Below are 7,302 nucleotides of genomic sequence, written 5' to 3'. Positions count from 1 at the left end.
GTGGTGCGTTCGGCGGCGCCGCCGCCCGCGGCCGCGACGCCGCTGCTGGCGAGGACGGCGCCGGCCACGCCCAGGGCCACGATGGTGCGCGGCCCGCGGCGGCGGGGGCCGGGCCCCGACGGGGCCGGCGGTTCGGGGGCGTCGCAGGCCGGGTCGTCGACGTCGACGATCAGGGCGCGCAGGAGCCGCACCGCAGGGTCGCGGTCGTCGGAGGGCTCCGCGGGGTCGCGGTCGTCGTCCTGCGGGACGGCGGGGCGGGCTTCGGCCCGGGCCTCGCCGGGGCTCTCACCAGGAGCGGCGGAACCGGCAGCGCCCCGGGCCGCCAGCGACTCGAAGAGCGCGTCGGTCCGCCGGACCGCGGAAAGGTCCACGGGCGGGACGGCAGGCGGACGGGACCGCGGCGCCTGCGCCGGGGCGTCGCCGCGGCGGGCGGGGTCGTCCGGATCCGGGGCGCCCCGCAGGCCGGTGAGGGGGCCGCGCTCCGTCAAGCGATCGACTCCTCTCTGGCCATCGCGCGCAGCCGGGCCAGGGCCCGGTGCTGCGCGACCCGTACCGCCCCCGCGGACATGCCCAGCACATTACCGGTCTCCTCCGCCGACAGGCCCGCGACGACCCGCAGCAGCACCAGCTCGCGCTGGTGCTCGGGCAGCCGGGTGAGCAGGTCGCGGGCGCGCTGCGCCTCGATGTAGCGGACCACCGTCTCCTCGGGGCCCGGGCGGTCGTCCGGACCGTCCGGCAGGTCCTCGGTGGGGACGGCGGCGCGGACCGCGCTGCGCAGCGCGTCCGCGATCTTGTGCGCGGCGATGCCGAAGACGAAGGACGCGAACGGCCGGCCCATGTCCCGGTAGCGGGGCAGGGCCGACAGGACGGCGATGCAGACCTCCTGCGCCACGTCGTCGGCGATGTGGTACTGCCCGGAGACCCGGCCGAGCCGGGCCCGGCAGTACCGGACGATCATGGGCCGCACCTCGGCGATGAGGACCTCGATGGCGCCCGGGTCGCCCTGCACGGCGAGATGGGTCAGCTCCCTGAGGTCGCCGTCGCCCGCGTCGGCGGCGCGCAGCGCCCGCGCCGAACGGGGGGCGGGAGGGGCGGGCCCGTTCGAGGGGTCGGCAGCACGCGCGGCCATGGTTCCGGCGAAGCTTCCCTCGGTCACGTCAAGCATGATGCCCAGCACCCCCGGGCGTGTCTCCACTGTCGTCTACAACGGAATGGTCACAGTGCGGGAGCGAACCTGGAGTTATCACGCGTCGTGGTCATCGCGCTGCCGGGCGTGGCGGACTTCTGCGGGCGAAGACGCGCTTTCTCCGGCGGCGGGACGGCCACCCGGCCGTGACGCGGCGAGGCCCCCGCCCGGACGGACGGGGGCCTCGCCTACGCTCCCCGGACGGGACGAGCCCGCCGGTCGGCCGATCTCAGTGGCCGTGACCGTGGCCGTGGCCGTGGCCGCCGCCGGCGGCCTCGTCGGCCTCCTCCGGCTTGTCGACCACGAGCGCCTCGGTGGTGAGGAGCATGCCCGCGATGGAGGCGGCGTTGGTGACCGCCGAGCGGGTGACCTTCACCGGGTCGATGACGCCCTGGGCGATCAGGTCGCCGTACTCGCCGGTGGCGGCGTTGTAGCCGTGCCCGGCCTGCAGCGCCTCCACCTTGGAGACGACGACGTAGCCCTCCTGGCCGGCGTTCTCGGAGATCCAGCGCAGCGGCTCGGGCAGCGCGCGGCGGACCGCCTCGGCGCCGGTCGCCTCGTCGCCGGACAGGCCGAGGGCGCCGAAGCCCTCCTTGGCGACGTGCACCAGGGCGCTGCCGCCGCCGGAGACGATGCCCTCCTCGATCGCCGCGCGGGTCGCCGAGATGGCGTCCTCCAGGCGGTGCTTCTTCTCCTTCAGCTCCACCTCGGTGGCGGCGCCGACGCGCAGCACGCAGACGCCGCCGGCCAGCTTGGCCAGGCGCTCCTGCAGCTTCTCGCGGTCCCAGTCGGAGTCGCTGTTCTCGATCTCCACCTTGATCTGGTTGATCCGGGCGGTGACCTCGTCCGCCGAGCCCTCGCCGTCGACGATGGTGGTGGCGTCCTTGGTGACGGTGATCCGGCGAGCGCGGCCGAGGTCCTCCAGCCCGATCGAGTCGAGCTTGAGGCCGATCGCCTCGCTGACGACCTGGCCGCCGGTCAGGGTGGCCATGTCGCCGAGCATCGCCTTGCGGCGGTCGCCGAAGCCGGGCGCCTTGACCGCGACGGACAGGAAGGTGCCGCGGATCTTGTTGGCGACGAGCAGCGCCAGCGCCTCGCCCTCGACGTCCTCGGCCACCACGAGCAGCGGCTTCTTGGTCTGGGCGACCTTCTCGGCCAGCGGCAGGAACTCCTGCACGTTGGAGATCTTGCCGTCCACGATCAGCACGTAGGCGTCCTCCAGGACGGCCTCCATGCGCTCGTGGTCGGTGACCATGTGCGGCGACAGGTAGCCCTTGTCGAACTGGAGACCTTCGGTGAACTCCAGTTCGAGGCCCATCGTGTGGGCCTCCTCGACGGTGATGACGCCGTCCTTGCCGACCTTCTCGAACGCCTCGGCGATCAGCTCGCCGATCTGCGGGTCCTGCGCGGAGATGGTCGCGACGTGCGCGATCTCGCCCTTCTCCTCGACCTCGCGGGCCGACTTCAGCAGCTGGTCGGAGACGTACTGGGCGGCCGCGTCGATGCCCCGCTTGAGGGCGAGCGGCGAGGCGCCGGCCGCCACGTTGCGGGTCCCTTCGCGGACCAGCGCCTGCGCGAGGACGGTCGCCGTGGTGGTGCCGTCGCCCGCGATGTCGTTGGTCTTGGTCGCCACTTCCTTGGCGAGCTGGGCCCCGAGGTTCTCGTAGGGGTCCTCCAGCTCCACCTCGCGGGCGATGGTGACGCCGTCGTTGGTGATCGTCGGCGCGCCGAACTTCTTGTCGATGACGACGTTGCGGCCGCGCGGGCCGATCGTCACCTTGACGGCGTCCGCGAGAGCGTTGACGCCGCGCTCAAGAGCCCGGCGAGCGTCCTCCTCGAACTCCAGGATCTTCGCCATGCGGATACTCCTCTTTCACGCGATCCGCCCCGGCGGGCCGCCCGAAGGCGGCGCCGACCGGGGCGGGTGCATCACGTCTCGGTGATTACTTCTCGATGACCGCGAGCACGTCGCGGGCCGAGAGGACGAGGTACTCCTCGCCGTTGTACTTGACCTCGGTGCCGCCGTACTTGCTGTAGAGCACGACCTCGCCGACCTTGACGTCGACGGGGACGCGCTCGCCCTTGTCGTCGACGCGACCCGGGCCAACGGCAAGGACGGTGCCCTCCTGGGGCTTCTCCTTGGCGGTGTCCGGAATCACCAGGCCCGACGCGGTGGTGGTCTCGGCCTCAAGCGGCTGGACGACGATGCGGTCCTCAAGCGGCTTGAGAACAACCTTGGTGGCGGTCGTCACGATCTGACCTCCCCTTCGATTGGTCCTCGGCCGGCCACGGATGACCGACCAGCACATGTGACAGAAGAGGCGACCCTGGACCGGCCTGCCGTCGCGGGTGCCAGACCGACCTTCGTCGCTGTATTTGGCACTCTACCCTTGAGAGTGCCAGTCGTGAGACTATTCCGTGCCCGGTACCCCGTCAACACGGACACGGGCCCGCCCGGCGACCGTCTCCAGAGGTTCACCCGCGGCCGCCGTCCGGTCTCCGCCGTCCGGCTCGGCCGCTAACTTCCACCCTATGGACATCGCGTCGTTCCGGGCCCTGAGCACCCCCTCCGGCCAGGCGCTCCTGAGGGAGACGGCCGAGGCGGACGTGAGCGAGGACGGCCTGCTCGCCACGGCGTCCCGCCTGCGGGAGCGGCACGATCCCGCGCTCGTGGCCGCCGCGCTGACGCAGGTCCGGTTGAGGAAGCGGGCATGGGCCAAGTTCGGGGCGGACGCCGACCGCATGTACTTCACGCAGGCGGGGCTTGAGCAGTCGACGCGCGCGAGCGTGGCGGCCTACCGTGCCGGAAGGTTCGCGGACCTGCCGCCCGGCGCGCGCGTGCTGGAGCTCGGATGCGGGATAGGCGCCGACCTCATCGCCCGAGCGCGCGCGGGCCTGGCCGGGGACGGCGTGGAACTGGACCCGCTGACCGCCGAGGTGGCCCGCGCCAACCTGGCCGTCTTCGGGCTCGACGGTCTCGCCTCCGTCCGGGTCGGGGACGCCACCGAGGAGGACCCGTCCGGGTTCGACGCGGTCTTCGCCGATCCTGGGCGGCGCACGGCGCGGGGCCGTGTCTTCGATCCCCGTTCGTATGAGCCGCCGCTCGACGTCGTCCTGGCCATGGCCGGCCAGGTGCCCGCGGCCTGCGTGAAGGTCGCGCCCGGCATCCCGCATGAGGCCGTGCCGGACGACGCAGAGGCCGAGTGGATCTCGGTAGGGGGTGAGGTCAAGGAAGCAGCCCTGTGGCTGGGCAGGCTGGCCGGGGAGGCGGGTCGACGGGCCACTCTCCTCGCGTCCGACACCCATCTCTCGGGAACAGAGCCCCAGGTGTGGACCATGACCCCCCAAGGGCTCGGCGACCCGGACGTACGCGCGTGGGGCCGTTACCTGTACGAGCCTGATGGCGCCGTGATCCGGGCCCACTTGGTCGGCGAAGTCGCGGAACTGGTCGGGGGCGGCTTGGCGGACCCCCACATCGCGTACGTCACCTCCGACGAGCTGCGCCCGACGCCCTTCGCCTCCGCCTACGAGGTGGAGGACGTGATGGCGTTCTCCGTGAAGCGGCTGCGCGCCGAACTGCGCCGCCGCGAGATCGGCGTGCTGACCGTCAAGAAGCGCGGTTCCGCCGTCGACGTCGACCGGCTCCGCCGCGACCTCGGCTTCGGCGGGCGCCGCGCGGGCCGCGGCGCCAAGGAGCTGACCCTCGTGGTGACGCGCGTGGGGCGCGATCCCGTCGCCCTGCTGGCGCACCCCGTCGCGGGGGCCTGACCGGCCGGTCGCCGGGGCCTGACCCGCCCGGGACGGGCTCCGCCCGGCAACCCTGCCCAAAGATCTCCCACTGGGCGGCGCAACACCAAGGGGGACCAGGCGACGCGCCATGGCGGTGCAAATCATCGATGCTTTCCGGCATTGCGCGCACCAGGGATAGCGGCTGCCCGGCAAGGGCACGGCGCGGCGCGGGAATCGGCGCGCCGAGATCAACGGGCGCGAAAAACACCAAGGCAGGTTCACCGGCCGGGACGCCCGTCCCCCTAAAGCCCTCCCGAAAAGGCCCGGAACCCGCCCCTCGCAATCACTCCCGACGCCTGCGCGTCGGGCGGGTGTGGCCGTCCCCGGGGTTCGGGAACTGCCGATGTTGGACGAGATGTACGGACAGAACGGCACCCGGAACGCCGGACCCGTCCCGCGCCGCCCGCCACCGCCCACCCCACCTATCCCCCCAACAAGGACAATATGCCTGAAGTGGTAAAAGCAGCCATGCATTCGGCGATATCTCGCTATCCCGTCTAGTCGGATAACAGGCGCATTCCGCAGAACTCGCAATCTTCTCTGCTACCCGTTTTGGCCGCGCTCTACACGCACTACAGTGGCCACTCCAGAGATTCATTTGCCGTGCGTCATTTCGTCGCGCCGGCACACGAAGGAGCATCGGGTGGAAACGAATCACAACTTCCTGCAGACGGGGGGTCAACCGGTCTCGGATCGGATGCGGGAGTTGCTCGCCCGTGCGGCGCAGGACCACGTCTACGAACAGCGTTCACAGGGTCAGGTCCTCGACGAGATCCGCCAGCGCCTGGAAGGCATGGAGTGGCTTCTCCGCGAGGTCCGGGAGCGCGAGCTCAGCGGGCTGACCGGACAGATCGAGAGCGTCCGCGGGCAGGTCGACGACCTGTCCGGCAAGCCCCCTGAGTGGGCCGAGGGCCTGGCCGAGCACATCGAGGCGTTCGGCGAGCGGGTCAAGCCCGTCGCCGAGCTGCCCGCGCTGTGGGCCGACGTCGGCGTGGTGGCCGAGAACGTCGACGAGGGCCTGACCCGCATCCAGGCCGTCCTCGACTCCGCGCAGCAGATCACCGACGCCACGCAGCAGGCGTCGCAGCGCATGGACGAGATGACCAAGCGGCTGGACAAGCTCCAGGGCAGCATGGAGGCCGCGTCCGTCCGCTTCAACCGGCTCGACAAGTCGCTCGCGGAGCTCGGCCACCGGTCCGAGCGGCTCGAACACTCCGTCAACGGGGTCACCTCACGGGTCGACCAGGCGCTCGGCGAGATGGCCGAGCGCATGGAGCAGGGTCTTGAGGCGGTCAACGGCCGGGTCGAGGGCGTCGGCGGCCGCCTCGACGGGCTCGACGGGCGGCTGGACGGCGTCGACGGGCGCCTCGAAGGGGTCTCGGGCAAGCTGGGCGGGCTGGACGGCCGGTTCGAGAGCGTCGACGGGCGGCTCGACGGGCTCGGCGAGCGGATCAACCGGCTGCCCGCCACGCTGGAGATCGCCGAGGTGCACCGGCTGCTGGCCGAGATCGCGCGGCGCCCGGCGGCCGAGTACGGCGACCGGTTCGACGCGCTGGAGAAGCACCTCGCCGAGGCCGTCGACCCGCTGATCGAGGAGCTGCGCGCCCGGCCCGACCGCGACGAGGTCAAGGCCACCATGTCGCAGATCGCCGAGACCGCCTACAGCGACGTCGCCAAGCGCATGGACGAGTTCTCCCGCAGGTTCGAGGACGTGCACGACGACGTCCGCAAGCGCATCGAGAACATCCACGAGGAGGTCGCCAAGCGGGTCGACAGCGCGCTGGAGGAGTTCACCACCCAGGTCGACATCGTCTCCCGCCGCGTCGAGTCCGTGCACGCCGACGTCGCCAAGCAGGTCGGGACCATGCAGGAGGACGTCGCACGGCAGGTCAGCGGCGTCCACCACGACTTCGGCAAGCGGATCGGCGACATCCACCAGGACGTCACGCGCCAGGTCGGCAGCATCCACGACGACGTCGCCAAGCAGGTCGGGACCATGCAGGAGGACGTCGCGCGGCAGGTCGGCGGCGTCCAGGCCGAATTCGCGAGGCGGGTGGAGAGCATGCAGGACGAGGCCGCGCGGCGCGCCGACGCGGCGCAGGCGGATTTCGCCAAGCGCTTCTCCCATGTCGAGGACGAGGTCGGCCGGAAGGTGGACGGCGTCCACGACGATGTGTCCAAGCAGGTCAACGCGGTGCACGAGGACGTGCTGAAGCGGCTGTCCACCCTGGAGGAGACCATGCTCGCGCTCGCCGAGGCGCTGCTGCGTCCCCGCCGCGAGACCAAGGACTGACGAGCGTCCGGGTGGGGCCGGCGCGGGCCCCACC

5 protein-coding genes and 1 pseudogene are annotated in these 7,302 nt (G+C 71.9%); 2 read left to right on the top strand and 4 right to left on the bottom strand.

The window, feature by feature from the left end; all coding sequences use genetic code 11:
* The 4 genes and pseudogenes from AB0C69_RS34855 to groES form a co-directional block, all read right to left on the bottom strand.
* Positions 1-488 (bottom strand): annotated as a pseudogene (locus AB0C69_RS34855) (hypothetical protein); the annotation flags it as partial.
* Positions 485-1,129 (bottom strand): sigma-70 family RNA polymerase sigma factor, encoded by a 645-nt coding sequence (locus AB0C69_RS34850; RefSeq protein ID WP_345176830.1) that lies wholly within the window; start codon positions 1,127-1,129, stop codon positions 485-487. The gene AB0C69_RS34850 and the pseudogene AB0C69_RS34855, both read right to left, overlap by 4 nt.
* A gap of 286 nt (positions 1,130-1,415) precedes the next feature.
* Complete coding sequence (groL, locus tag AB0C69_RS34845) at positions 1,416-3,044, bottom strand: chaperonin GroEL (protein ID WP_345176518.1); 1,629 nt, start codon at positions 3,042-3,044, stop codon at positions 1,416-1,418.
* An 85-nt stretch (positions 3,045-3,129) separates the two neighbouring features.
* On the bottom strand, positions 3,130-3,441 hold the full coding sequence (gene groES / locus AB0C69_RS34840) for a co-chaperone GroES (protein ID WP_200841863.1): 312 nt from the start codon (positions 3,439-3,441) through the stop codon (positions 3,130-3,132).
* A gap of 277 nt (positions 3,442-3,718) precedes the next feature.
* On the opposite strand from groES, the gene AB0C69_RS34835 reads away from it, so the two are divergent.
* Positions 3,719-4,954, top strand: a complete 1,236-nt coding sequence (locus AB0C69_RS34835) for an SAM-dependent methyltransferase (protein ID WP_360359409.1) — start codon at positions 3,719-3,721, stop codon at positions 4,952-4,954.
* Positions 4,955-5,618: 664 nt separating this feature from the next.
* On the top strand, positions 5,619-7,268 hold the full coding sequence (locus AB0C69_RS34830; protein ID WP_353832907.1) for a hypothetical protein: 1,650 nt from the start codon (positions 5,619-5,621) through the stop codon (positions 7,266-7,268).
* Positions 7,269-7,302: the final 34 nt, after the last annotated feature.

The organism is Actinomadura sp. NPDC048032 (assembly GCF_040653175.1).
GTDB lineage: Bacteria > Actinomycetota > Actinomycetes > Streptosporangiales > Streptosporangiaceae > Spirillospora > Spirillospora verrucosospora.
The sequence above is the reverse complement of the archived record's forward strand: the minus strand, read 5'-3'. Positions and strand labels throughout refer to the sequence as shown.

Coding starts and splice junctions, on each gene's coding strand:
- AB0C69_RS34850 (WP_345176830.1), bottom strand. CDS start 1,129: ATGGCCGCGCGTGCTGCCGACCCCTCGAACGGGCCCGCCCCTCCCGCC.
- groL (WP_345176518.1), bottom strand. CDS start 3,044: ATGGCGAAGATCCTGGAGTTCGAGGAGGACGCTCGCCGGGCTCTTGAG.
- AB0C69_RS34835 (WP_360359409.1), top strand. CDS start 3,719: ATGGACATCGCGTCGTTCCGGGCCCTGAGCACCCCCTCCGGCCAGGCG.